Origin of the sequence: Brevibacterium aurantiacum, assembly GCF_900169065.1 — a bacterium.
Taxonomy (GTDB): domain Bacteria; phylum Actinomycetota; class Actinomycetes; order Actinomycetales; family Brevibacteriaceae; genus Brevibacterium; species Brevibacterium aurantiacum.
The window spans coordinates 18,789-40,642 of sequence record NZ_FXZB01000028.1 but is presented as its reverse complement, the minus strand read 5'-3'; the positions used below and the strand labels follow the sequence as shown (position 1 = coordinate 40,642).

23 protein-coding genes and 2 pseudogenes are annotated in these 21,854 nt (G+C 59.9%); 20 read left to right on the top strand and 5 right to left on the bottom strand.

Annotation, left to right across the window (positions count from 1 at the left end; genetic code table 11):
* Window positions 1-248, bottom strand: a 248-nt coding sequence (locus BAUR9175_RS19530) for a hypothetical protein (RefSeq protein WP_219618417.1), incomplete at its 3' end; no start/stop codon positions are given.
* Window positions 249-330: 82 nt separating this feature from the next.
* On the opposite strand from BAUR9175_RS19530, the gene BAUR9175_RS19425 reads away from it, so the two are divergent.
* The 12 genes and pseudogenes from BAUR9175_RS19425 to BAUR9175_RS16505 all read left to right on the top strand — a co-directional run bounded on the left by BAUR9175_RS19425 (window position 331) and on the right by BAUR9175_RS16505 (window position 7,599).
* Window positions 331-573, top strand: a complete 243-nt coding sequence (locus BAUR9175_RS19425) for a hypothetical protein (RefSeq protein ID WP_164743178.1) — start codon at window positions 331-333, stop codon at window positions 571-573.
* A gap of 66 nt (window positions 574-639) precedes the next feature.
* A complete protein-coding gene (locus tag BAUR9175_RS19780; RefSeq protein ID WP_226823944.1) occupies window positions 640-852 on the top strand; it encodes a Rossmann-fold NAD(P)-binding domain-containing protein in 213 nt (70 codons plus the stop codon).
* A gap of 106 nt (window positions 853-958) precedes the next feature.
* Window positions 959-1,024: pseudogene (locus BAUR9175_RS19775) on the top strand (hypothetical protein); the annotation flags it as partial.
* Between the two features lie 287 nt (window positions 1,025-1,311).
* A complete protein-coding gene (locus BAUR9175_RS19770; protein WP_240516326.1) occupies window positions 1,312-1,563 on the top strand; it encodes a hypothetical protein in 252 nt (83 codons plus the stop codon).
* Window positions 1,530-1,793 carry a hypothetical protein gene (locus BAUR9175_RS16540; RefSeq protein WP_101584575.1) on the top strand — a complete coding sequence of 88 codons (264 nt, stop codon included), beginning with the start codon at window positions 1,530-1,532 and terminating at the stop codon, window positions 1,791-1,793. Before BAUR9175_RS19770 ends, BAUR9175_RS16540 begins: the two co-directional genes overlap by 34 nt.
* Window positions 1,794-2,159: 366 nt before the next feature.
* Window positions 2,160-2,300, top strand: a complete 141-nt coding sequence (locus tag BAUR9175_RS19980; RefSeq protein ID WP_081448609.1) for a plantazolicin family TOMM peptide — start codon at window positions 2,160-2,162, stop codon at window positions 2,298-2,300.
* Between the two features lie 105 nt (window positions 2,301-2,405).
* Window positions 2,406-2,972 carry a hypothetical protein gene (locus tag BAUR9175_RS16530; RefSeq protein WP_009884138.1) on the top strand — a complete coding sequence of 189 codons (567 nt, stop codon included), beginning with the start codon at window positions 2,406-2,408 and terminating at the stop codon, window positions 2,970-2,972.
* 83 nt (window positions 2,973-3,055) lie between these two features.
* The gene (locus BAUR9175_RS16525) at window positions 3,056-3,670 is read left to right on the top strand and encodes a class I SAM-dependent methyltransferase (RefSeq protein WP_096157214.1); all 615 of its coding nucleotides are present in this window, start codon (window positions 3,056-3,058) and stop codon (window positions 3,668-3,670) included.
* Between the two features lie 80 nt (window positions 3,671-3,750).
* Window positions 3,751-4,383 carry a hypothetical protein gene (locus BAUR9175_RS16520; protein WP_240516177.1) on the top strand — a complete coding sequence of 211 codons (633 nt, stop codon included), beginning with the start codon at window positions 3,751-3,753 and terminating at the stop codon, window positions 4,381-4,383.
* A complete protein-coding gene (locus BAUR9175_RS16515; RefSeq protein ID WP_009884135.1) occupies window positions 4,380-5,357 on the top strand; it encodes a TOMM precursor leader peptide-binding protein in 978 nt (325 codons plus the stop codon). The genes BAUR9175_RS16520 and BAUR9175_RS16515 overlap by 4 nt, the downstream gene beginning before the upstream one ends.
* Before the next feature lies 1 nt (window position 5,358).
* A complete protein-coding gene (locus BAUR9175_RS16510) occupies window positions 5,359-6,753 on the top strand; it encodes a YcaO-like family protein (protein ID WP_096157212.1) in 1,395 nt (464 codons plus the stop codon).
* A 195-nt stretch (window positions 6,754-6,948) separates the two neighbouring features.
* Window positions 6,949-7,599 (top strand): SagB/ThcOx family dehydrogenase, encoded by a 651-nt coding sequence (locus tag BAUR9175_RS16505; protein WP_226830453.1) that lies wholly within the window; start codon window positions 6,949-6,951, stop codon window positions 7,597-7,599.
* A gap of 1,148 nt (window positions 7,600-8,747) precedes the next feature.
* Here BAUR9175_RS16505 and BAUR9175_RS16495 read toward each other — a convergent pair.
* A complete protein-coding gene (locus BAUR9175_RS16495) occupies window positions 8,748-9,440 on the bottom strand; it encodes an aspartate/glutamate racemase family protein (protein ID WP_096162381.1) in 693 nt (230 codons plus the stop codon).
* A 104-nt stretch (window positions 9,441-9,544) separates the two neighbouring features.
* Here BAUR9175_RS16495 and BAUR9175_RS16490 point away from each other — a divergent pair, with 104 nt between their 5' ends.
* The 8 genes and pseudogenes from BAUR9175_RS16490 (at window position 9,545) to BAUR9175_RS16450 (ending at window position 19,002) form a co-directional block, all read left to right on the top strand.
* Window positions 9,545-10,531: a LysR family transcriptional regulator gene (locus BAUR9175_RS16490; protein WP_101584573.1), complete on the top strand. Its 987-nt coding sequence runs from the start codon at window positions 9,545-9,547 to the stop codon at window positions 10,529-10,531.
* A complete protein-coding gene (locus BAUR9175_RS16485; RefSeq protein WP_101584572.1) occupies window positions 10,531-11,067 on the top strand; it encodes a TRAP transporter small permease in 537 nt (178 codons plus the stop codon). Before BAUR9175_RS16490 ends, BAUR9175_RS16485 begins: the two co-directional genes overlap by 1 nt.
* Before the next feature lie 12 nt (window positions 11,068-11,079).
* Entirely contained in the window at window positions 11,080-12,672 is a 1,593-nt protein-coding gene (locus tag BAUR9175_RS16480) for a TRAP transporter large permease (RefSeq protein WP_101584570.1), read from the top strand.
* A 140-nt stretch (window positions 12,673-12,812) separates the two neighbouring features.
* The gene (dctP, locus tag BAUR9175_RS16475; RefSeq protein ID WP_101584569.1) at window positions 12,813-14,093 is read left to right on the top strand and encodes a TRAP transporter substrate-binding protein DctP; all 1,281 of its coding nucleotides are present in this window, start codon (window positions 12,813-12,815) and stop codon (window positions 14,091-14,093) included.
* Between the two features lie 421 nt (window positions 14,094-14,514).
* Window positions 14,515-14,754: pseudogene (locus BAUR9175_RS19765) on the top strand (ISL3 family transposase); the annotation flags it as partial.
* Window positions 14,755-14,946: 192 nt separating this feature from the next.
* Entirely contained in the window at window positions 14,947-16,110 is a 1,164-nt protein-coding gene (locus BAUR9175_RS16460) for a PD-(D/E)XK nuclease family protein (protein WP_244223195.1), read from the top strand.
* Between the two features lie 329 nt (window positions 16,111-16,439).
* Window positions 16,440-18,455 carry an ABC1 kinase family protein gene (locus BAUR9175_RS16455; RefSeq protein ID WP_101584563.1) on the top strand — a complete coding sequence of 672 codons (2,016 nt, stop codon included), beginning with the start codon at window positions 16,440-16,442 and terminating at the stop codon, window positions 18,453-18,455.
* 64 nt (window positions 18,456-18,519) lie between these two features.
* Entirely contained in the window at window positions 18,520-19,002 is a 483-nt protein-coding gene (locus BAUR9175_RS16450) for an XRE family transcriptional regulator (protein ID WP_307722868.1), read from the top strand.
* A 108-nt stretch (window positions 19,003-19,110) separates the two neighbouring features.
* Here BAUR9175_RS16450 and BAUR9175_RS16445 read toward each other — a convergent pair whose 3' ends face one another.
* From BAUR9175_RS16445 to BAUR9175_RS16435, 3 genes are all read right to left on the bottom strand, one after another.
* On the bottom strand, window positions 19,111-19,848 hold the full coding sequence (locus BAUR9175_RS16445) for an RES family NAD+ phosphorylase (RefSeq protein ID WP_101584561.1): 738 nt from the start codon (window positions 19,846-19,848) through the stop codon (window positions 19,111-19,113).
* Window positions 19,845-20,489, bottom strand: a complete 645-nt coding sequence (locus BAUR9175_RS16440; RefSeq protein WP_101584559.1) for a hypothetical protein — start codon at window positions 20,487-20,489, stop codon at window positions 19,845-19,847. Before BAUR9175_RS16440 ends, BAUR9175_RS16445 begins: the two co-directional genes overlap by 4 nt.
* A 100-nt stretch (window positions 20,490-20,589) precedes the next feature.
* Window positions 20,590-21,828, bottom strand: coding sequence for an MFS transporter (locus tag BAUR9175_RS16435; protein ID WP_035279151.1), 1,239 nt, complete (start codon window positions 21,826-21,828; stop codon window positions 20,590-20,592).
* Window positions 21,829-21,854 lie beyond the last annotated feature (26 nt).

Genomic DNA, 21,854 nt, shown 5'->3' with positions numbered 1-21,854 from the left:
GTCAGCCATCGTGGGATGCCTTTCGTGAGGTTCTTGGCGGAACTACTAGCGGGATCCCACGATGGTTCTTCACATTTTTGGGGGTGAAGTCCCTGGTGGGAATGCCACCACTCTATGGGACTCACCCAATCAGGAGCCAGCAACCACTCATTGAAGAGTCCAATCGCCGCCAGGAGCCACGCTCCGACGATGACCAAGAACGCCTTCCAAGTATCGCTGCCGAGATTCGGGTGCCGTGGATTCGTCATGCATCGACTGTAGAGGGGTGACAACCGACTTCGTTGCTCTCTGCCTCCGATGTTTACGGAGGGTTCACGTACTCACGCCTTTGTGAGTGCAGTCTCCTCCGCCATCATCCACTCCACGATCGCCGCCACATGTGAATCGACCGAGTCGATGGCCGGCAGGGGAGAGGTCTCTGGTGGGACCACGAGACCGATCTCCGTACATGAGTGCGTGACTGCCTCGACGCCGCACCAGCTTTACCACAACGCAGGCACCTTGTCCGGCGATGCGGAGATGCCCGGAGGCTGGGGCAATAGCAGCAAGGCCGAATCCTCGGGCGCTGTCTGACACCTTCCGCCAGATCGCTGAGACCAACAGACTCGATTTCACCGTCGAGACCGATCAGATCGCCACATGCGAACCGGAGTCGGGCTGCGCACCGATGACATCGCCGTGGTGAAAGCGCTGCGGGAGTCCGTGGCTGCGGTGGAGGCGGAGACGGGCAGGCGCCCGCAGGTGCTCATCAACAATGCTGGGCGGATCGAGTCGACGGAGGTGGCGTTGTGGGACGCTGACCCTGAGAGCATCAAGGGTGTCGTCGAAGCGAATGTGGTCGGGGTTGCGTAGTTAATCAACGTGTTCGCTCCGGTGCTGATGGCAGGCAGGCGCCGAGGGCTGCCGTCCTAGCCGGATCATCGAACTCACCTTGGGTCAGGGCACGCCGGCGCAGGCAGTGTATTCGGCGTCGAAGGCGGCATTGTTCCGAATCGCCTATTCGATTGTTCGTTTTGGTCACGACAAGGGACTGCGGATCTTCGAGGTGGCTCCCGGTGTCGTCGAGACAGCGATGACGAAGTCGATGCCCGTCCACGTTTTCCGGCAAGGCGATGACTGGACCTCACCTGAGCCGGTTACAGGTCTTGCGTTGTCGTTGGGGCCCGCCCGCACCCTCGACAATGCCCCGGATGGCAATGAAGCGATCGAGCAGGTGTGGGAGCAGACGCCGGCGGTGACCTGCCACAACGAATTGGATCCCGGTACGTTCAATGCCACCGACGCCAGCGTCTGCTGCGCAAGCGTCTGGAAGTGCATGGCACCCAGCATCTGCCGCCGGTGCCCGGCACCGATAATCAGCCGAACGAGTTCTGCGACAGGTTTGTCCACTACCGTCCCGAAATGGCTCGGGGAGCCTATCTGGACGAGTACGACAGCCACGCCGAAGCTGTCGAGGCCGCAGATCGGACGTTCACCCCTGAGAGCATCTCACCGTCGGCTCAGGTCGAGGGCAAAGCGGCACTGGGCGATTGGATCTCGCACACTCTGGTGATGTCGCGGTGACCGGCGACGGCGAGGGATCGCGCACGACCGGCATGTGCTCTGTCGGGCAGGGTCTCGGTTCGTCCGGCCTCGGCGGTGTCGGCTTCGAGCAGCGCGGCAGCGTTGGAATCGAAACAGAACTGGCAGCTGGTCGGCTTGATGGGGCGCAGTTGCGCTACTCGGACGGTCGCACCATGTGGCCGGAGACCGATTTCCGAGTCGGGGACGATGGCTCATTTGTGTGGGAGTAATGAAGCGGATTCAGCGATGAGGTTCGAGGTGCTGGCCCTTAGCGAAAATCACCGCCGAACCTGAGAGTTTACTCAACAACCAATTTCGTTGAAGGATAAATCTAATTCTCCTCAAATTGCGGATTCCATTGCGGAATTTGCGGCCTTTCGGGCAATTTGCCTTCCTAGATGCTATTGATGATCGACCTGACCCGAACGCCTGAATCGAACACAATCTTAACCACGAATGAATGACCTCGACGCGTCTTGTGGTTTTTCAATATTCAATAATTGCAATCCACTTTGAAGCCTGACAGTTTGTTTCACGTGCGAAGCGCACACTGGTGCGGAAGTTCCGTACTGGAATCAAGGAAGAAGGAGAAGCAAATGTCCACGCTAATTAGCAAGTTGCCTCCAGCGGTTTCGACTGACTCTTCGAAGATCGTGTCTGAGGTTCAGGCGTTCGAGCCCACGGCCGCACGCTGCTCCTGCACGACCCTCCCGTGCTGCTGCTGCTCGGGCGGATGATTCCGTAAGAAGTTGCTGGGCATCCGGCGCTGATTCAGGTCGGGTGCCCAGCAGTTTCACACGGCCAACTAGGCTCGAAAATCTACGCACCTGGAGGCGTGAAGCGTGCTTCTCATTGCCATTGCGACTGCCGAAATTCTGTTCTGGGTACTACTGGTGGCCGGCCTGCTGGTGCGATATGCGCTCAAGGCGCCACGCATCGGAGCGGGATTGCTCCTAGCCACTCCGGTTGTCGACTTAGCCCTATTGATTCTCACCTATATCGACCTCAGTACGGGACGATCATCGAACTTCCTACATGGTCTTTCTGCCATCTACATTGGCTACTCAATCGCGTTGGGGCCGACGATCATCAAATCTCTCGATAAGAAGATCGCCAAGCGGTTCGGTCGGCCCGTTAATGCAGATGCTGACGAGTCCGCGCACCAGACTGCCTTGTCTACCTGGCGGCGCACCTGTCTCGCATCACTGATTAGCCTCATCCTTCTCGGTCTCGGCATAATCGTTGCTGGCATACAAGGGTCGTTTTGGCTGATCTATTGGGCGATTGTTGCGGTGTTCATTCCTGCAATGTGGTGGTTCATCGGGCCGCGACGAGCGAAGAAGGCCGAGGCCCGGAGACGAGCGGGTGATCCCTCCTTCCGCGCCGGGAACCCTGCGGTGGCGGACTAGTTGTGGGTAATACATCTGATCTGAGGCCGGAGGTTGACTCTTCACGAGAACGCGCCCGCTGTTGGTATCAACAGCCTGACCTTGTGCCGATTGCCCGAGCGCACGACGCGAAAGTCGAACCGCTCTATTCCGCCTTTGTCGCCGACAAGATCGCAGACCTCGGCCTCGACACTCCTGACATCATCGACATCGGCTGCGGAGAGGGCATCCTCGCAACGCTTATCGACGATTTCAACAGCTATATCGGGATTGATCCAGACGGCTCCGACTTGCATACCAATACAGTCAAGAGCCCCGACAACGTGCAGTTCGTTCGAGCAAGCGTCGAGGGTATCCCCTCAACTGTGCATTGTGCAGACGTCATCGTTTCATCTCTCAATGTTGCACTCTGGGACGACCCGGCTCGCCGTTGCGCTGAACTGCGCGGACGACTCCGCCCCAGCGGGCATCTGCTCATCGTCGACCTCATGCGCGTCGGCCCTCGCCTCATGCGTTCAGCCGATGAAAAGTTGAGCCAGTTCCTCATTGACCAGCACAACGTTTCACTTACGCGCGAAGATGTCGACGCCATTTGCCGAACTTCGCTTCCGGGCGCTGACGTATCAATATTCGAAGACAAAAGCGATGCGATCGTTCCGTCAGACGGCGCCACCTCGAACTACGGCAACCTGTTCCTTATCCACTACCGGAAGGCATAAACGTGACAGTCACCTACATCGGGTCTCGACAACACATCGCTGAGCTCGTCGGCGATTTCGGCGGAGCCAAATCCGTCGCAGTGGTCGACGCAGTGACGCTCAACCGGGAAGAGTTGAGGGAACAGTTAGGCGCTGCAGCAAGCTCAGATGCTCGATTGCTGATCCGCCCAGAGCGAGTCGCCGAAAGTATCTCTGAATGGGCCGCGGACTACATTTCGTGGCAGGACGACATTGAATCCACGTTGTCGGAGTTCGGTGGAGCCCAGGTACTCAATCTCCCCCGATCCGCCGAAGACTGGGACGATGACATAGACCAGACTATTGAGTACAGGGCCTTCTGCCTCGTTGAACCGGCCAAACAGATCAGCCTCATCAGCCGGCGTCAGCGCAACGAACTGGTGCAAGCTGCGCTCCAGTCCACTTCTTCAGGAAGTCCTGTTCGTTCAAGCGGGGTGCCTTCGACCGTCCCTGCGAAATCGGTCATCGAAGCCCTGAAATCTGAACTCGGCCAGGACACCGCCTCGGAGGGCGTGAAACCCGTTGATCTCTATGACGTCATGGTTGCTTCGGGAATGGCCCCCGACCTGAGCGAACGCGTGATCGCCGCTCAGCAACTCGTCGTGTCGAAAGAGCCAGGCGACGAATCCAATTGCGCGGAAGCCATCGAAGACCTCCGAACCTATGTCAACGCCAAAAAAGAAATGAGGCAATGATAGTGACTGAATCTCAGATCTATCAGGTCAATCCAGACCTTCGGGTCTCCCGCAACAGCGATCGCGTCGTTATCGAAGCCGCGGCGAACACCTACAGTCTGTCCGATGACGCTCTTTGGCCCTTCATCTCAGAAGTGATGTCAACAAACGAAGAGTTGACCGCTCCGAATTCGAGTGACGACCTTGCAGAAAGTGACATCGACAGGCTCCAATCAGCGTTTGAGATCCTTGCTGAGTCCGAAATTCTCGTGTCGTCCGAGCGCACCCGTTGGCCGGACACAATCGTGTCGCTGGCGAATCGCAGTGGTGGTCTCGTCACTTTCGAAGACATCGCCGAGCGGCTGAAGACGGCCTCTGTGACCATCGTCGACAGAAGCGGTTCGTCTGTTGTGGAACACCTGAAATCGCTATTAAAACTGTACCCGATTGCGGAACCCCAGGTCGTTGCTGAGCTGCCGACCGACGCATTGGCAGACTTAATGCTCGTCGTTGCTTCCGACGAGCATGATCCGATCCTCGATGCCGCAAACTCAATGGCGCTTGATTCCGAGATTCGGGTTTGGGCACCGGTCACACCTGCTCGCGGCGGTCGATTCCGGGTCGGCCCCTGGTTCTACCCGAACCAGTCTGCCTGCTACAAGTGCCTGCGCCTGCGCGCCGGCAGTACCATCCGCGAACCTGTACTTGCTGATATCGAGAGGAACGGTCAGTCCGCCCCTTCTCGACAAGACCGCTTCGACAGTCAGCCTGCAATGACTTCCATGATGGTGTCGATATTGGCGGACGCCATGCTGACCCATCTCGCGCTCGACGGAGCTCAAGGGCAGGCACCTGTCGGCGGTTTCGTCGATGTGACGTACGGGCTAGAGGGCTTTGAAATGTCGAACCACCGCGTATTGCGAGTCCCGCGCTGTCCAGAGTGCTCTCCAACGTCTGGAACGGGATACCCGCAGATCTGGTATCACGAGGAGTGAAATGACTACCCATACCGAGACACGACGCACTTCACTGACCGAACTACCGTCGGGCAACCGCTGGGCCACGCTGAAAGATGGGCTGCAGCGGGCACGCTTACTGGTATCGGATCGCGTCGGAATAGTCAGCCGAGTCTTTGAAAAGGTTCACGATATTGACGATTCGTACTGCTACGCCATCGGTTCCGAGACTGCTGACGGCGAGCACCTGATCGGTTCGTCGAACAATAAATTCAACGGTGGTGGCGCCATCTCGGAGGTCGGCACATACCTTGCTGCAGTTGGTGAGTGTGTCGAGCGATATAGCGGAGCGTGGGTTCCCTGGGACAGACTGCGAAAGGCCAGCTACGCGACTTTGAGTCAGGAAAAGACGCCCGGTGTCCATCCTGATCTGTGGACGCCATTTCATCCGCGTCAGTTCGACGACCCGAATTTCGACTACAGTCCGTTCACCGGTGACGTGGAGATGCATTGGTCGCCATTGGAAGACCTCGCCTCTGGGAAAGAAGTGTGGGTGCCTTCTCAGATGCTGTATCTGTATCCGACTGATCCACATCACGAACGATCTGCAGTGGGATATGCGACCAGCAACGGCCTGGCATTCCATTCGACCCCGGCAGAGGCGATCCTCGGCGGACTCTACGAATTGATCGAACGTGACGCATTCATGATTACGTGGCATTCGAAGCTCTCAATGCCTCTTATCGACATCGACTCCCACTCTGAGCTGTCGAAGTTCATGGGTCGTTACGTTGCGCCATCAGGGGTAGACGTTCATTTGGTCGACCTATCACAAATATCCAACATCCCGTCCGTGCTGGCAGTGGCAATCAACCGCCACACAGAGCATGCTCCCGTCGCGTTGGGCGCGGCGGCCGGCCCCAGTCTGCTTGCTGCCGCTAAAGACGCCGCAATCGAGTGCTTACAGACGCGAAATTGGGTTAAGGCTGAGCAGCGGGACGGAAACGCACTCGATCCGGACACACACGACCTTGCAGATGAGATTCGCTCCTTCGACGACCACATCAGGTTCTATGCGAATTCCAAAGCCCTCGACCGAGTGAACTTCCTCATTTCGTCAGAAGAGCGAACTGATGTCTCAACTGGCCCGGACTTCGCTGGCGACACGCCGAACGAAGAGATTCGTCTCCTCGTTTCAGCACTGAACGCACAAGGTATTGACGCGTTCGCTGCAGATCTGACCAGCCCCGATGTGATGGAAGCACGTGGGGCAGTGTTCAAGGTATTTAGCCCGCAGATGCAGATGCTCGATGTCGGATTCCACCGGCGCTTCCTCGGGTGTGAACGCCTGCGCACACGCGCACGTGAACTCGGGTTCCGATCTGCCGATATGAGTTACGAAGACTTCAATCCACTTCCCCATCCGTTTCCCTGAGGAAGGACTCCCTTGACATCAGCAGCCGAAGCAAGCCACAGCGCTAATCTCCGAGAGATCGTCTACAACACGGGCGTGCCGGAAGCTTTCGACCCCAGCGAAGACTACTTCGAAGCATCGAAGCTCACCAGGGATGGGTTGGCCTGGGAAACTCCCGGAATTCCTCCCCTTTTGCAGTCTCCGGAACTGCAGAAGATGAGCCAGCGTGCCTCGAGGCGTTACAGCTCTAGACCTTTCACAGATCTCGGTGAGGCCGAAGAGCTTCCAAATAGATTGGACTCTCTCCTTCGCACCCGACGCTCTTGTCCGCAGTTCGGTGGTGGAAAACTGTCGTTGACCTCGATTCATCAGATTCTCCATCACTCGTACGGCGCCTATCCTTTCGACCATGGGCATCAGTCACGCAGAAACGTCCCGTCTGGTGGCGCACTCTACCCACTCGATCTGTATCTTGTGTCCCGCAATGTCGATTCGCTGAAAGCTGGTTCGCTTCACCATTTCGACCCGTACCGCCACGGAATCGCGCATATACGTGACGGCGTAGATCTAGACGCCTTGGGAGAAGCACTTCTGCTGCCTGAGGTTGCTCAGGATGCGTCGGCGTTCATCATCATCAGCGCGACGTTCTGGCGTAGCCGGTTCAAATACGCCCAACGAGCACTTCGCTTCTGCCTCATGGAATCCGGACATGTGGCTCAGAACCTCGTCACGGTGGCGACGAGCATCGACGTCCAATCCCGAGTGTTCGGCGGGTTCATGGACAACGAGATCAACGAAATCCTTCCCGACCACAACGGGGTTGACGACGCCGCCCTATACGTTGTGCTTTTAGGCGCTGAGAATTGAGCTCACTGTCAAAACTCTTACATGTGGGTTGGACTCTCAAGGGGCCGGATCTGTTGAGTCACGCGCGAATGCGCCAACCGAGCGTGTTCCGACCTTCTGCAAGCTGGTATCACGACTACCCAACTGCAATCATCGCGTGCCTGTCACTATCAGAAGATCCTGCGCGGGAACGACGCTCTAAACTCGCTGACCGGCACTGCCTTATCGGGCTAGGAGCCGGTATGGCATGGCACATCCTCAGCGTCTTCGCTCTGGCCCGCAGGGTTCCCCGCTATCGGCTCCCGCCGCATTCTCGATCAGAGGTACGTGATCTCATTGCCGTTGCCGCTGCCGAAGAGGTGATCTGGCGGAAAGACGGAGACCTTTGGGAAACGCTTCTTTTCAGCGTCGGATTCGGATGCACACATCTGAAAATAGGGTCGGTTGCAGGAAGTGTCCACATGGGAGTGTTCTGTCTTGTCTCCAGATGGCTCGAGTCACGTTATGGGCTGACAGCATCGGTATTGTTTCACAGCGCCTATAATCTTGCCCACGCCTGCGACCTCGGCAGGAAAACTCAGTGATCGCATGATCAGTCCCAGCTCACTGAGCAGACCGAAGCGCGGTTGCGTTCTGAGCTCATAAAGCCACATACATTGAGGGCATGAGCGTATTTCCGAAGTTCAATCGCAACTTCAATCGCATCCCCAAAGGTGGCGAGTTCGCCGAGTATGAGCGCGGTGAGCTTGCATGAGGCCCGGTGCTCGGCGATGCAGAGGTCATATTATCGGACGTCTGTGAGGCCTCTGGCGCCAGCGGACGGCCATGATCAAGTGCTAGCAGGCCAGCATCCGGTCGACGGGGGTGCCCCTATGTTTTGAATCAAGGGTTAGCGACCAGATCTTGCAAGAACATTTGCTCAGGGTCAAATGGCCGGGGCGATCGGTCCGGGAACCATCTCCCGGACTTATCAGGAACCTCACTACGATTCGGTTCAGGCAGCAGTGGCCACCACGGATGCGTGAAAGTAGGCACCATCTCGCATAATGACAGCTGATGAGGTTGACAATGAATGTGTATGAATTGCCTTCACCTTATCTGAAGATTGAGGATGGAGTATCGCCTGATTGGCAGTGAGCGGCTTGTTGGGAGGACACTGAAGGTGGACTTCACTCCGCCATCATCCACTCAACAATCGCCGCCACATGCGCATCGACTGAGTCGATGGCTGGCAGGGGAGCGGTCTCCGGTGGGACCAACAGGCCGATCTCCGTGCATGACAGCGCCACCGCGTCAGCGCCGCGGGCCTTGAGGTCGTTCATGATCTCGACGTAGCGTGCCCGCGAAGCATCCGTGAAGACTCCCTGCGTGAGTTCGTCGAAAATGATCTGATCGACCTCGAAGCACGTCTCCTCATCGGGAACGAGCGTCCGGATTCCCTGCTCCTCGAGTCGTCCCGTGTAGAAGTCATCGAGCATCGTCCACTTCGTGCCCAGAACCGCCAGCGTCGAATAGTCCTGACGCTTCGCCACTGTCGCGATCGAATCGACGATATGGATGAGCGGCACATCGACCGCCGCCTCAATGGCCGGAGCGCACTTATGCATGAGGTTTGTGGCGATCGCGACCGCCTCGGCGCCGCCATCGACCAGGCGCTGCGCCGTCGCCACGAGCGACGCGTCGTTGCCTGCCCAATCCTCGGCGACCTGCATCTCACGAATATCGGCGAAGTCCGTCGAATCAAGGAGGATCCGTGCGGAATGATGTCCGCCGAGCTGACCAGCCACCGCTTCATTGATCTTCGTGTAGTACTCAATGCTCGAATGCCAACTCATTCCACCCAGCAGACCGATCCTGCGCATCTTCCACTCCTTGTCATCACGAAACCAGCTACATGATCCAGTCTGACCCGATACCAACGCGCTCGGTAGACCCAGTTCCCTCTGCTCTGACATAAGCTGTACTTATGTCTTCCGTGTTCGAACACGCTCTCACTCTCGGCGAACCCAAACGTCTTCTCATCTTCGGTGCCATCGCCGAAGCCGGCAGCATCGGCGCCGCCGCTCGCACACTCGGCTGGTCCCAACCAGCCCTGTCCCAGCACATGACCGCTCTCGAAAAGGACCTCGGTGTCACGCTCTTCGACCGCACACCCCGCGGCATTCGGCTGACCACCGCCGGCCAACTCGCCCGCATCCGCTCAGGCGAAGTAGCCGCCTCGGTGACGGGACTGCGCAGCGACCTCGCCAAAGCCTTCGGCCTCGGTGGACGCAATGTCCGGCTGGCCGGGTTCCCCAGCTTCGTCATCGGCCTCCTGGCTGCAGCCCTCGGTCGACTCGAAGCGAACGCCGGCAGTGGAACAGACTCGCCACTGCACCACTCCTATGAAGTGTCCGAGGCCGAACCGCCGGAAGCGCTGCGCCTACTCGACGACGGCGCCATCGACATCGCCTTCCTCTTCCACCACGAAGACGAAACACCACCTGAACTGCCCGGACGTACGACCGTCGACCTCGGCGCCGACCACCTCGACCTCCTCGTCCCCGAACGCTGGAACCGCGCCGGACAGATCCAACACCTCAACGACGTCGCCGACCTACCTTGGATTATGGGCTGCGTGCGCTGCCGCTCCACCGCCGAACGACTCTGCCGGCACGCCGGCTTCGAACCCCGCACCCGCCACATCACCGACAACCCCGGCGCCATCCAATCACTCGTCTCCAACGGACTCGGCGTCGCCCTCCTGCCCCGCAGCGCCCGTCGTTACTCGAAGGTGGCCGGCATCGACCCCATCGCCCTTCAAGAAGCCGGCGCCCGACGAGTGACCGCGATGATGCCCGACAGCCTGGCCGCCGCTTCCGAGATCGACGACCTCCTCGACGCACTCCGCGCAGTCGAAGTCACACCGAACTCCGGCGCCGAACCCGCGCCAGAGAGCTACAGTGACTCGTGATGTTCACTTTCAACAGAGTCCTCGACCGGTGGCTGACGGTCACCACGGCCGCCGCCGTCATCGTCATGATGCTCCACATCGTCACCCACGCCCTCGCGCGGTCCCTCTTCGACGCCCCGATCTCCGGCACCAACGAAATCGTCGAATACTGGTACCTACCGATCGTGGCTCTGCTCGGCATCCCCGCCGCCCAGCTGCAGAAGGAACACATCACCGTGACCATGGCCATCGAACGGGCGAGGCCCGCCACGGCCGCGGTGTTCACGATCTTCGCGTGCATCCTCGGCGCGCTCGTCTGTCTCGCCTTCGCTTGGTTCGGCCTCACCAGAGCGCTGGAGTACATGGCGATCGGGCAGACCGCCGACGTCTCCGACGTCATCACCTGGCCGGTGTACTTCCTCGTGCCCATCGTGTTCGTGCTGCTGGCCGTGCTCTACATCCTCGACGCCGTCGTCATCGCCCTCACGAGACAGCCCGACCCGGACATGGTCACCGGCGCACCCGCCGAACACGACCTCGAGACCCGGACCTACTGAGACGCCCGAGTAATGAACCCGAACACCGACACCACCGGCCCGACCCCACGCCCGGACGATCCAAACGCAGCCACCCCGAGCACCGCCGCCCCCACCACGCGCACCCTGTTCCCGAAGGACTCCCGCCGTCGCCAAGGCCCCGGTGCCCTCGCCCTGACCATCGGGTTCGGCCTAGTCGCCGTCTGCCTCATCGGTCTCTTCACCAGCCCGTCCGCGGCGATCGGCGGAGCTTGGTGCATCGGGATGATGCTCGTCCTCCTCTTCCTCTCCGTGCCCGTAGCCATCGCCTTGTCCGTGCCCTCGATCATCGGCGTCTACGCCGTGTCCGGGATCCCGGCGACGATGAACATCCTGGCGACCGCCCCGTTCAGCGCGGTCTCTGACTGGTCGATGAGCGTGCTGCCGATGTTCATCTTCATGGGCATGCTGCTCACCCAATCGGGACTGTCCGGCAAGGTCTACCGGGTCGCCGACCACTGGTTCTCCTGGCTGCCCGGCGGCATCGGCATCGGCACCACCTTCGCCGGTGCCGGGCTGTCGGCCGTCACCGGTTCGACCATCGGCATGACCTACGCGCTCGGACGCGCAGGCATTCCCGAAATGCTCAAGGCCGGGTACGACAAACGCATGGCCGTGGGCACGATCATGGTCGCCGGCATGACCGGCAACCTCATCCCGCCCTCGATCCTCATGGTCATCTACGCCGGCATCGCCTCCGTGCCCGTCGGCCCCGCCCTCATGGCCGGTGCCCTGCCCGGAATCGTGCTCGCCGTCTGCTTTGCTGCCTTCATCTTCGCCGTCGGCGTCTTCGTCCCGAGACTCGTCGGCCGCGGCCAAGCAGCAACCGATACCACCAACCCCACAACCCCAGAACGCCCCACGACAACCTGGCGCGACCGGTTCACCTCCCTTGCGAGCGTGTGGGGTTTCGCGATCATCCTCATCGTCCTCTTCGGCGGCATGTTCTCCGGCATCTTCACCCCCACCGAGGCCGGAGCCGCCGCCGCACTCTGCTCACTCCTGCTGTGCCTATGGGAGAAACGCAAGGACCATCCGTGGCGAAATGTCGCGGACTCGGCCATGGCCACGGTGTCGGCCACCTCGGCGATCTTCTTCATCATGATCGGCGCGACGATACTCACCAGCCTGCTGGCCATCACGGGACTCGCGCCCATCCTCACCGGATTCATCACCGGTCTCGGCCTGTCGACGGTGGGATTCCTGCTCGTGCTCATCGTCCTCTACATCATCATGGGCATGTTCTTCGACACCATGTCGATGATGCTGCTGACCATCCCGATCCTCCTGCCCACGCTCGAGACGATGGGAGTCAGCCCGCTGTGGTTCGGGGTCTTCGTCGTCCTCCTCGGCGAATTCGGCATGATCACCCCGCCGGTCGGCATCATCCCCTACATCGTCAACAGCATCATCAAGGATCCGGGCGTCAACCTCGGCCACCACATCACCTTGCGTGACATCTTCATCTCCCTGCTGTGGTTCCTCCCCGTCGCCGTTATCTTCCTCGTCCTCATGATCGCCGTGCCCGGGATGACCGAATGGCTGCCCGACCTCATCGAACGCACCAGCGGAGGAATGTCGGGCTGAGCCTCGCCGAGGTGGTCCCACCGTGCCGTCGACCGCGCCGTTGCGTGGCTTCGGCACAGTGTGAGGGGAGTCATGGTGAGGGTGGACTCATTCGGATCTATGATCGAAGGGAACTCACAGCCGCCGTTCAAAGGAGTCCCATGAATCGTATCCTCTCGGCGGCAATCCGCCCCACGAAGACCGCAGCAATGTTCGCGTCGCTGGCGTTGCTCGCCGGATGTGCCGGATTCGTCGGCGGCAGCGGTACGGACTCGGACACCGCGGGAGGCGAGGGTTTCGCTGATGACGCTGCGCAGGGCGAGATCGATGAGGCACTGGCCGACCTCGATCCGGTGACGTTGAAGTTCCAGCCGTCGTCGATGTCGGAGAAGTCGATCCTCGCGCCGAACGGGCTCGATGTGAAGAAGGCGATCGAGGAACGCTCGGGCGGGAAGATCACCGTCGACATCGTGTGGGGTCAGGCGATCGCCAGCTATGCCGACGTCGACGATGCCCTGGCCGACGGACGCGTCGACCTCGCCTTCACCCTGCCCTCCTACACCCCGGCCGAATACCCGGCCTTCGACGCACTTGGAACAGCCATGTCGACGTTGCCGTCATCGCCGGTGGCCAGTGATCTGGCGGCGAATGCGGCAGGTGTTCAGGCGGCGTGGGAGACGCCGGAAGTCCTTGCCGAGTTCGAGGACAAGGACCTCGTTCCGCTCATCCCGATGCTCGCCGCCGGTGGGTATTCCACAATGTGCTCGAAGCCGATGACGTCACTCGATGACTGGAAGGGCAAGCAGCTGCGCGTCGGTTCGGCAGCTGCAGGCAAGCAGGTCACCGATCTGGGTGCCACCCCTGTTTCGCTGTCCTTCCCCGAGACTTATGAGGCGCTGCAGCGTGGCACGGCCGATTGCGACCTCGGGCAGCTTGCCCCGAACGTCGAGGCCGGCACGTTCGAAGTCGCTCCGAATATCGGAGTCGCCTCCGATGCGGGAATCGCCCGTTCTGCCGGTGCGATCACCGCCGGGAAGAAGTATTCGGAGCTGCCGGTGGCCTATCAGCAGATCGTCTTCGACTCGATGTCGACGACATTTTCCACCATGATGGAGGTCGTCATCGGTGCCAAGGCGATGGCCGTCGAACAGGCGAAGGCCAACGACGGATCGGTTGAGCCCTTCGACGATGATGTGCAGAAGCAGATGGCGAAGTATGCCAAGACCCTGTCGGAGAAGACCGCGAAGACGGCTGGAGTTCCAGATGCCCCATCGACGCTGAATACTGCGGCAAACGATTGGCAGAAGAGCGTTTCCGAACTCGGCCTTGACGACAAGGGCGACTTCGCCGACCTCGACGAGTGGTACCCGAAGGACGTTTCCTACGACAAGCTCGGCGACGAGCTCTTCGACAACGTTATGGCTGAGCACCGGCCGAAGTGAGTAGGGGACTGATGCGGGGCTTGATGGCATGAACCGCAGCTGAGGGAGGCTGATCCCACAAGAATCAAGGACGTTGTCTGTCCTCGGTATCGCTCTTATGGTCAATGCCTTTCCCCCTGTGCTCATCACCGACGCCGAGGTGACCGGCTGTCCCAGCCACATCATCGATTTCCTGACTGGAACAAGTTCAGTGTCTCACTGCAGGATCAAGATTTTCGACGTTGCTAACGAGTTCGCCGGTTTGCGGCGGGACATCTGGCAGGAATATGAGCTCGTGTCCCGAACTCGCGTAGCGGTTGCGAAGCGGTGATGAGCTTATCCGACTCGTCGTAGTCGAGAATGTAGGTCGGTGACGCCCAAATAGGGCGAGTCGCCACACAGACAGAGGTCGAGGCCTTCCCCGGATGGAAGTTCTCACATAATCCAGACGAAATACCTCGACGTAGCCAGGCCTAAATTCTCCACCCCTGACCTCACGATATTCTACCGACTCGACACCCTCTATCTGTCCTGCATCGGCCAACACATCACCGCGACCAAAGCAGTCCTGGAGTGCCGACCGAATTCTATTGATAATTGGTGCCGGCAGTGTGGTGGCTATTGTGAGGTTCGGTACTCTGTTCTGCGTGGTCTGGCACATGAGCCGTTGGGCCACCGACCGGAACTGATGCAGAGGTTGGCAACCTCCATTCCTACGAGCGCCGCTGTTTATCTTTGGACTTCTATACAGGCGGGTTACCTTGACAGTGAAATCTCTTGCCTAGCGACTTTGCCGATAGTGCCCAGATGTCAACGGTCCACACAGGCATCACCTGTGGCTTAGTATTGGGCTATGGCCCGACTCTCAACGGACATGAACGACCTTGTCACGAAGCTCCTGCCGGGACTCTCTCGGAGCTTAGCCGAGCAGTTCAATATCTTTCGAGTGATGCACCACGGCACGCACGAAAAGCAACTGTCGAACATTTTTGCCTGGCTGTTGGCCACCGATACCACTCATGAACTTGGAGACGTATTCCAGCGCGCTTTCCTCGCGAGGGTCAATGACCAGTTACGGGACGACGCGCAGTTGCCGCCCAGCGGTTATCGCGTAATCCAGGAAGTCAACACCCTAGGGGATGAAGACATCGCTGACGGGGCTGGCATGGATATTGCCGACATCGTTCTTTCGAGGTCTGATGCGGCGATCGTCATCGAGAATTACGGTACCTCGGATGGACACGGCCATGACTACCGCCGGTATCTCGCCCACGGGGCCACGGACGGCAGGGCAACAGCCGTTGTTCTGCTCTGCCATCGCCATGAAGCCCACCGGCAACGAGACGGCTGGGAACAAGCCAGCATCGTCACTTATGCCGACGTTCTTTCCGACCTGCAAGCCCACGTGGAACGCGATGGGTCGTGGTGTCGGCAACATCCAGACCAGCTCTTCTTCATCCGACAGATGATTCAATACTTCGTGAAAGGCCCAGCGGCAGTGGACGTCGACGATCAAGTTTCCTTCATCAAAGCCATGTGCGAGACCGGCGAATCTGCACGGTATGGGTATCGGCCGCGGGACCGGGTAACGCAGGAGTTTGCAGAGCTAGTGGCCGAGCATGCTCGGCGACAATTCGAAGATAGCCGTACCACGCTGGCCGCAGTCAAGGATGGCTTGCGGCGCTTCGCGCGATCCGTCCTCGTGGAGCAGGTCAATGGGGCGGTCAACAAAGGGCGAATTGAAAAGGTCGTGACCAAGCTCGTTGGACAGTGGGAGTGGTCCGTCGAGCTGCAACGTGCTGATGCACAGCCGGCCTTCCGCCTTGAGTTCGGACCCACCGCCGCCGTAAAGAACGAGCGAGTGGCAGACCCAATTGACGACCCTGACTATTCTCGGGTGTTCGTCTCTCTTCGAGACGCTGAGCGGGGCGGCACTAGTCGAATGGTGCAGACCGAGGTGAGACTTGCCGAGGTCATTGGTGGCCTTTCGCGAGAGGATGGTCGACTGCGGGATGCCGTGCTGTCCTTAGAGATATAAAGGGGCTGGACTGTGACCTGCGTGCCCTTGTTGCTGCTCACGACTTTGTGTCTGTGAACGCTGCGAAGGTGCCAGTGGCATAGCATGCGCCGGATTCGGTGGTTAACTAACCTCCCCAGCCAGTACATCTAGAGTCGCGCTGCCGCAGCGTTGGAGCGCCAACTGACCGGCCTTGACGTAGGACTCGGGGCCAGTTCTCTGGCTCCCCGATGTACTGCGAACTCTCAAACTCCATGCCCTCCGGATCAACTAGGCTGGTGGAGGCGCGCAGCGGACACCGCAGTGTGAAATCCGCGCGCATCTGATCGAACGACAGAAGGGCTTGACGGGTGACGATCCTCTATTCAATCGGTTTGGGCCTCATCAACGCGCTCATCGTCGGGTTCCTCGTGCGGCGCATGATGTTCACCGGCACGGGGGCCGCCCGCAACATCATCGTCTCCCTGGCCATTGGTCTCTCCATCTGGCCGATCACCCTGCAGGCCTACCGGCTGCTGGGGGTCGCTGAAGGAGGCAATTATCCGACGCTGGACATGAGCTTCCCGGCGATCATGATCTTCCTCCTCCTCTTCGCATGGTTCATCGTCATCCAGATGTTCGTCCTACTCGCCATCGAACTCGTCATGCCCACCGGGTCTTTGACGTCATTGCTGCGCTCAGCGCCGAAGATTCCCACGTGGTACCGCCGGTTCAGCCGCCTGGCCCAGATCCAGAAGATCCTCATCCAGTTCGGTCTCTCCCGCTACCTCAAACCGCGAATCCCCACCCTGCGGGTCTCCCTGCGAGAGATCGCATCGACGACCCGAGATGCGCTCGCAGCGGCCGGTGTCACCTTCATCAAGCTCGGACAGTTCATCGCCACCCGCGGTGACATGATCCCGCACGAATTCGTCGAGGAGTTCTCTACCCTGCAGGCCGGAGTGCCGCCGGTGCCGTTCAGAGAGGTCAAGGACCAGCTCGAAGCCCAGTGGGGCAGGCCCGTCGCCGAGGTGTTCGAAGAGTTCGACGAGGTCCCCTTCGCCGCAGCTTCGGTTGCGCAGGTCCACCGTGCCGTCACCTGGGACGGTCGGGTCGTCGCAGTGAAGGTGCAACGACCGAAGATCCGCAAACAGGTTCGAGCCGATTGCGATATCGTCCTCACCCTCGCCGAGCGCCTTGAACGGTCCACCGATTGGGCGAGTAGGGTCGGCATCGGGAAGCTGGCCCGCAGCTTCGTCGATTCCCTGCAGGGAGAACTCGACTACCGCGGGGAGCTGGCGCACATCGAAGCACTTCGCACTGCCGACGAGACTGGTCGATCCACCTCAGGGACAGACTCCATGGTGCGCATCCCGCGGGTGTACAAGGAGTACTCCGGTGAGTACGTCCTCGTCATGGATCTCATTGAAGGCGTTCCTCTCTCGCACGCCACCGAGGTCATCGACAGCCTCTCCGAACTGGCCCGCAATGAGATCGCCCAGGACCTCTTCCTCATGGTTGTTCGGCAGGTGCTGGGCAAAGGCATCTTTCACGCAGATTTGCACGCGGGCAACATCGTCATCTCACCAGCAGGCCGAGCAGGCCTCGTCGACTTCGGCGCCGTCGGCCGCATCGACAAACGAGACCGTCGCGCCATCGCTCTGCTGCTCATGGCCTTCGACTCCCAGAACTCCCAGGCCGCGACTGCCGCAATCCTCGACCTCCTCGGCACTCCCAGTGACGTCAATCTCCGGGAGCTGCAGCGTGAGATCGGACAGATTCTGCTCAAATACGGTGACGGTCAGCCCGGGTCAACCTCGGCGGCTCTGTTCGGGGAGCTCATCGACTTCGTCGTGGACTTCGGGTTCCCGATGCCGGTGTCGGTGGCGACCGCTTTCCGAGCCATCAGCACTTTGGAAGGGTCGATCACAAGGCTCAATCCCGAATTGAACCTGCTGGCCCTGGTCACGCAGAATGGGCGCAGCCTGCCGCGTGAGGTCGGGGGACTGGGCGTCGACCGGCACGAGGCAGCCCTCTACGCGGCCGCAGTGGGTCCACAGATCGCGGAGCTGCCTGGTCAGCTCTCACGGATTGCCGGCCATCTGCAGGACGGTACCCTCGACGTCGGCACAAGTGGTTTGAACATTTCGATGATCAAGAACCTGCTCAAATCCACGGTCGAACAGTTCATCCAGGTGATCGTGTCCACGGCACTCATCCTCGGCGGCGTGATCCTCATGGCCGCGAACTTCGGTCCGCAGCTGGCACCGGAGCTCAAGCTGTTCACGTATTTCGGGGCGTGGGTGCTGCTGGTCGGCAGTGTTATCGCTGCTTTGGTGCTGGCACCGGCGCTGAGGCAACGGATGGCCTGGGACAGGTTGGGGTAAGGGCGCGAATGCCGCGGCCACCCTAAATCGTTCAAATACAGCGGATGCGCGATAATATGAGCATATAAGCACTACAGGCGCCATTCTCCGTCAAGCGCGGAAGGACGCAGTGCTGACTCAAAGTGTGCTTTCTCGGCGCGCCGGTTTCTCTCAAAGTTTCATCAGTGCTTACGAGCGTGGCAATCGAGAACCGTCGGTGGCAGCGCTGAATCTTCTTCTCAATATGGCAGGGTACAGCCTTGCCGCTATACCGGAACCGGAGACACTTCGCCTTGTTCGCTCTCACTCTCGCGAGCTGATTAAAGCGCTTGCACGACTTAGCGCCACGAACATGTCCGTGTTCGGCAGTGTTGCTCGCGGAGACGACCGACCGGACAGCGACATCGATCTGCTTGTAGATCTGGATGATTCTGTCGGTCTCTTCAAGCTCATGCGGATGAGGAGCCGAGCCGAGGAGATCCTCGGCTGCGCAGTCGACATGATTCCTCGCGAGGGGCTGAAGAAGGAAGCTGCTGTGACTGCGTCTCGAGATGAGGTCTCATTATGAGCCGCGATCCTCAAGACGGCATGCTCTGCGACGCGATAGGAGTCCGTCCGATCGAAATTGGAAAGGCCGTCAAAGACCTGCCGTCCCAGCTTCTCGACACTGCGCGCCTCAGGTGAGCTCGTCAACGAGAGTCACGCCCAGTGAGTCCGCCAGCCGATCGACAAGCAACCACCCAGACCCTTCTAGGAGTGCCCCCATGGACGAGAAGTTGGGCACGAGCTGCCAGTCTCCGCGGTCAGTCGGCACTCGATCGGCGAAGAGCACAAGCACTTCCGCTGCTGGGAGCTGATTGATCTCCGTTTGCCGGGAGTGCCAGAGAATACCGGCAATGTTCTGCCCTGAGGTGTGGATGCGTTTGGCCACTCGCCGCGTACAGGGGTAGTGCTCCCGCGGGCTCGAGGCGAGGCCAGCCCGGCCGATTCCCATGGCTTTCAGGCTCCGGTCCCGCAAATCCACGACGGAGAGATCAGTTGGAAGTTTGACTTGAGCGTGTGCCATGCCGAGGAGGGTGGAGACGTTCACTTCTCTCGGGGGCAGGATCGGGACGGCATGGAAACTGGTTTCGAGCAGGGCCGCCTCGAGTGTGTCGGCGAGGTACATGCTGGGGACGCGTGCCTGGGTCCCCGCTTCGTTGAATGGTGAGAACCGAGAGTTCCCTTTGCCCGGGTTGGGTGTGGCGTATCCGTCCACAGTATTGAACACCCTGAACCACTCGCTATCGGCTTTCAACACCGTCAATGGCAATGCGCCGGCCGCGACAGCATCACAGAGTTCGTCAACAGCGACGGGGCACTTCGCGGGATCGGGGCACCTGAGACGCTCTGGCGGCAGAATGATCGGGCTCATGCGGTCCGATCTTTCGCATCCCTCAAATCCTCTGCATAGAGCTCGGCAGCATTCACTGCCCGCTTCGGGCTCGTCTCCGCAACCTTTGCTGGGATCTCATCACTGAGCAGACCAGTGGGTGCGGTGAGCCAAGACCATAGTCCCCAGCTGCCTATGCCGACTTTGAGCAGCGGTGCAATCAGGGCGGTGACGTTGACATTGAGCGTCCCGCGATGGGTCAGCTGGACTTTTGGGATGAACGTCTTGCCCTCCACGTCGATGGTGAACATGTGGAGTTGCTCCCGTTGCCGTGCCACCCAGGTGCGAACGGTGCTCTGCGAAGATCCGCGCAAGGTTGCCAGGGATTCGTAAGTCTCCACGCCCTCCTCTTCAAGCAACCGAGCCCGGAATGCCACGCTGCGCTGCGCTTGCCTCTGGGTGGCTTCGGGAATGAGCTGAATGGTCCTTGTCAGGTACGAATGGGCCAAACGTTTGGACAGGGAGGAGCGCTCATCGAGTTGTTCCTGGACGATGGTCCGGTACAGCTCGAGGGCATTTTCAACTTCGGCTGGGCTCAGTCCCTCCACGTTGATCTGCGACCATTCGAGGTTCTGGGCCTGCAGTTGACGGTTCTGCGGAGCCCCATATGCGTGTGCGGTCATGGTGTGCCTCCAAACTGTATTCCAAGTGTAGCAGTCTGAATAGTGCAGAGTTAAGAGATTCGACTGCTACATTCAACCCCGGCAAGCGACACTTCTTGCATCAGTCCCCAGATTCGCGCGGTGCACTTGTTGGTCGAATGCCCAAATCCAGCTCTCCTCGAAGCATGATCACCGCAACGAAGCAGCACGCGAGGAAAAGCACTCCTCCCGCAGCAATCGGAATCCTCAGGTCGAAATCGGCCAGAATGCCACCGAGCGCGGATCCGACGGCCAGGCCAGAGAGTCCGAGCACTCGCGTGGCCCCACCGACTCGTCCGAGGAGGTCGTCTGGAACGAGTCGCTGCCGCAACGACAGCGAACAGATGTTCCAAACGACGGCGTGCAGGATATAGAGCGCCAACAGCAAGCCCGCGACGATTGGATTCTGAGTGAGCGCAAGGCCGCCGAGGGCAACTGCTCCCAGGATGAGGCTGGCAACAATCGTCCATCTGGACCCAAGACGCGCGCGGAGGCGCGATGCAAGCATTGAACCGAGGAGACCTCCGAGGGCGGAGAACGCGAGCAGCAGGCCGTAACCGGTGCCGTTCAGCCCGAGACGTTCCCGGGCGAAGAGAACGAGGATCGAGAACGGCAACATGTAGCCGATGCTTGCGAGTGCTCCGATGACGGCCAGGCCGCCGACGACATGGTGGCGTCGCAACCAGGCAATGCCATCGACAGCCTCAGCAAAGACTGACCGTCGGGAGGAATGTGCGTCAGCGGACAGTGTCGACGGACTCCGGGTCGGCAGAGCAAGAGCGATGACTCCCGCAAGCGCCCAGAGCCCGCCCATTGCAAAGGCGGGGACTGAGGCCGCAAGTGCGAACAGGAATCCACCCAGGGGAGGGCCAGCGAATTCATCGGCGATCAACTGCGTCGCTGCAATACGTCCGTTCGCAGATTCCAGTCGTTGGGTCCCGACAAGCGACGGCAGGATCGCTATTGCAGCGCTGTCTGCAACGCTTTCTAAAGCCGCGACTACGGCCATAGCCGAGTACAGCACGATGAGGGAGGAGACCCCGAACTGGATGGTCAGCGCGAATCCGGCCAGCGCACCTCCTCGCAGAATGTTGGCCGCGACGATCAATGTTCGTCGATCAAACCGGTCGACCCAGACGCCGATCGGCAAAGCAGCCACGAGTCGGATCACGGCATAGAGAGTGGCCAATCCGGCTACAAGGCGAGGATCATCCGTCATCGAGGCTGCAAGCAGCGGCATTGAGACGAACGCGAGGCCGTCGGCGAGGTTCGATAGCGCGCTCGTGCTCCAGAGAGCGTTGAAGCCACGACCGATTGCCATGTCCATCAGCCTAGCGGGATCGCTCT

Excerpts from the sequence above, each read along its gene's own strand:
- BAUR9175_RS19780 (WP_226823944.1), top strand. The coding sequence starts at position 640 with ATGCGAACCGGAGTCGGGCTGCGCACCGATGACATCGCCGTGGTGAAA.
- BAUR9175_RS19980 (WP_081448609.1), top strand. The coding sequence starts at position 2,160 with ATGTCCACGCTAATTAGCAAGTTGCCTCCAGCGGTTTCGACTGACTCT.
- BAUR9175_RS16515 (WP_009884135.1), top strand. The coding sequence starts at position 4,380 with ATGATAGTGACTGAATCTCAGATCTATCAGGTCAATCCAGACCTTCGG.
- BAUR9175_RS16510 (WP_096157212.1), top strand. The coding sequence starts at position 5,359 with ATGACTACCCATACCGAGACACGACGCACTTCACTGACCGAACTACCG.
- BAUR9175_RS16505 (WP_226830453.1), top strand. The coding sequence starts at position 6,949 with ATGAGCCAGCGTGCCTCGAGGCGTTACAGCTCTAGACCTTTCACAGAT.
- BAUR9175_RS16495 (WP_096162381.1), bottom strand. The coding sequence starts at position 9,440 with ATGCGCAGGATCGGTCTGCTGGGTGGAATGAGTTGGCATTCGAGCATT.
- BAUR9175_RS16490 (WP_101584573.1), top strand. The coding sequence starts at position 9,545 with ATGTCTTCCGTGTTCGAACACGCTCTCACTCTCGGCGAACCCAAACGT.
- BAUR9175_RS16485 (WP_101584572.1), top strand. The coding sequence starts at position 10,531 with ATGTTCACTTTCAACAGAGTCCTCGACCGGTGGCTGACGGTCACCACG.
- BAUR9175_RS16480 (WP_101584570.1), top strand. The coding sequence starts at position 11,080 with ATGAACCCGAACACCGACACCACCGGCCCGACCCCACGCCCGGACGAT.
- dctP (WP_101584569.1), top strand. The coding sequence starts at position 12,813 with ATGAATCGTATCCTCTCGGCGGCAATCCGCCCCACGAAGACCGCAGCA.
- BAUR9175_RS16460 (WP_244223195.1), top strand. The coding sequence starts at position 14,947 with ATGAACGACCTTGTCACGAAGCTCCTGCCGGGACTCTCTCGGAGCTTA.
- BAUR9175_RS16445 (WP_101584561.1), bottom strand. The coding sequence starts at position 19,848 with ATGAGCCCGATCATTCTGCCGCCAGAGCGTCTCAGGTGCCCCGATCCC.
- BAUR9175_RS16440 (WP_101584559.1), bottom strand. The coding sequence starts at position 20,489 with ATGACCGCACACGCATATGGGGCTCCGCAGAACCGTCAACTGCAGGCC.
- BAUR9175_RS16435 (WP_035279151.1), bottom strand. The coding sequence starts at position 21,828 with ATGGCAATCGGTCGTGGCTTCAACGCTCTCTGGAGCACGAGCGCGCTA.